The following is a 2,210-nucleotide window of genomic DNA, read 5'->3' on the forward strand; positions in this document are numbered from 1 at the left end:
TCGGGGTTTACGAAGTCGAGGCGGTTAGCGTGTCTTGCTATCCAGACTATTTGACTCATGGGTTTAATGATTCCGGTGAATAGAATTCGCCGCTAAACAAATATATAGATATCTGCAAGGAGGGCTGCAAATATTAATATAGGACAAAAATCGTAATAATATTTAATAATACTAATTATTAGGAAAAGTTATAAGTGTTGTCAATGTAGCTTTTCTTAAAGCCTTTTTAGCCAACTCTCTAAAGCAATATCAACTAAAATCTCTAGAGAGTTAGTTTCACTCAGAATAAGTTTTTCGTATTTTTCATAACAGATGCGTGAGCGCTCATCTCGTAATTCACCCACTGCACATCTTTTTATTGTTTCTATAAATGCTGGATATTCATACATGCTACAGGATCTAACTTTATTACTTATAAAAGCTCTAGGGTAGTGAATTATTCTATAAAAACTAGTCCAATCTTTATCAGGAAAAATATGCATTCTCAGAGTATTTTGTTTCAAATATGGTTGTGGTTCAGGTAATCTTAGAAATAGGTTAGGTCTACCTTGAAAACCATAAATAGTGCTACCAAAATAAAATTCAGCACAGAGCTTACTTTTTCCTTTACCATATTCAATAGAATTAGGTTTAACAATTTCTTGGATGCGTTTGTCAAACCCAAGAATTTTTTTACGAATTCTGAGTACAGCCTCTCGCTCATTTTCACTAGAATTGTCACATTTAGCTAGTCGGTTAATAATTGCTCTAGGAGGAGCAGGTATATTTTCATTAACATCTCTTTCTTGATAAGGAATTTCTACTTTTGACAATTTGTCATTATCTAAGTCTTTTAGTTCTAAATAGAAGTTTTGACTTGCTACCAATATTTGAAAATAGAGAAATTGAATAGACAGATGGCTGTACTTTCTATCTGTAAAATTATCTCTATGAAAATTAGGCTTAATTGCTATTAAGCTAATAGGTTGTCCATAGTCTACCTCTTCCTGAAAGGGTTTATTCTCAAGTAATGCTTCATAATACCTAGTTAGTTGCTGAACAATATATCTGTCTTCACCATTTTTCAATTCCAGTACTACTAACTGTTTCTTCTCACCCAACGCTAAAATATCACAAATTTGACCACTAACATAATATTGTCGTTTTAGCGGAATTAATCCGAAAAGTTCCTTTAAATTCGCCCAGACAAAATCTTCTAAATCAGCTTCAGTCGCAAATTTCCAACTATTACCCGTTTTTATTAAATTCACGAAATCCATTATCTGGCTCTAACTTGAGTAAATTACTACCTTTAGTATTCCCAAAGCTAGACAGGAATTTATACAATTGCTTATATAGCGGTTCTGAGTTTAGTAGGTACAAGAACCCCCTCCCCGCAAGCGAGGAGGGGGCTATGATGTTAGGAAAAGCTATAACTTTAACCATCCAAATAATTGTCCTACAGTTAATTGAAGACTACTAACTAAATCGGGAACTGGTAATATTTCTTGTTCTTCTTGTAAAAGTTCTGGTTGCTGCTTGGGTGGATAGACTAAGACAGAACGATCGCCTGGATCAATTAACCAACCTAAACGGCTACCATGTTTTAAACAATGTAGAATATTTCCGGTTACTTTGGTCTGGCTTTGATCTGGTGAAAGAATCTCAATCGTCCAGTCTGGATAGGTCTTGAAGACATTAGCTACATCTCCACGTTCATCTAAGGGAATCCGTTCCCAAGCAAACACAGCTATATCAGGGACAATTGAACGTCCGCCAAAAGTACACCGCAATTCTGGGAAAGCAAGGGCAATTTTTTGACTTTCGACAACTTCATTTATACCTGTGACTAACTTCCCTTGTAATTTACTATGTTTTCCTTGAGGCATTGGTTTTTGAATAATTTTACCGTTTATGTATTCTGAGCTAGGCTTTGTTTCTGGTAGTTTCAAAAATTCTTCTAAGGTTAGGGGTTTAATTGCTGATTTTACCATCTGCTTGTACCTCACAAGTTTTGATTTAATGAATTATCCTAAATAAGCTTTTTTAACTCGCTCATCACTAATTAATTCTGATGCTGCACCCGTTAAGGTAATAGAACCAGCTTCTAAAACATAACCGCGATCGGCAATTTGTAGTGCCAAACTAGCGTTTTGTTCAACTAACAAAATAGTCACGCCTGTAGCCCGGAGATTCTCAATAATAGAGAAGATTTCCCGGACGATCGCAGG

General features: G+C 35.4%; 2 protein-coding genes and 1 pseudogene. All 3 read right to left on the reverse strand.

Annotated features, from left to right (window positions below; all coding sequences use genetic code 11):
• Positions 1-215: 215 nt before the first annotated feature.
• A complete protein-coding gene (locus VE944_RS05055; RefSeq protein ID WP_324973201.1) occupies positions 216-1,259 on the reverse strand; it encodes an endonuclease NucS domain-containing protein in 1,044 nt (347 codons plus the stop codon).
• Between the two features lie 150 nt (positions 1,260-1,409).
• Positions 1,410-1,973, reverse strand: coding sequence for a Uma2 family endonuclease (locus tag VE944_RS05060; protein WP_324973204.1), 564 nt, complete (start codon positions 1,971-1,973; stop codon positions 1,410-1,412).
• A 33-nt stretch (positions 1,974-2,006) separates the two neighbouring features.
• Positions 2,007-2,210, reverse strand: a pseudogene (locus VE944_RS05065) (ABC transporter ATP-binding protein); the annotation flags it as partial.

The organism is Nostoc sp., assembly GCF_035638895.1.
GTDB lineage: Bacteria > Cyanobacteriota > Cyanobacteriia > Cyanobacteriales > Nostocaceae > Nostoc.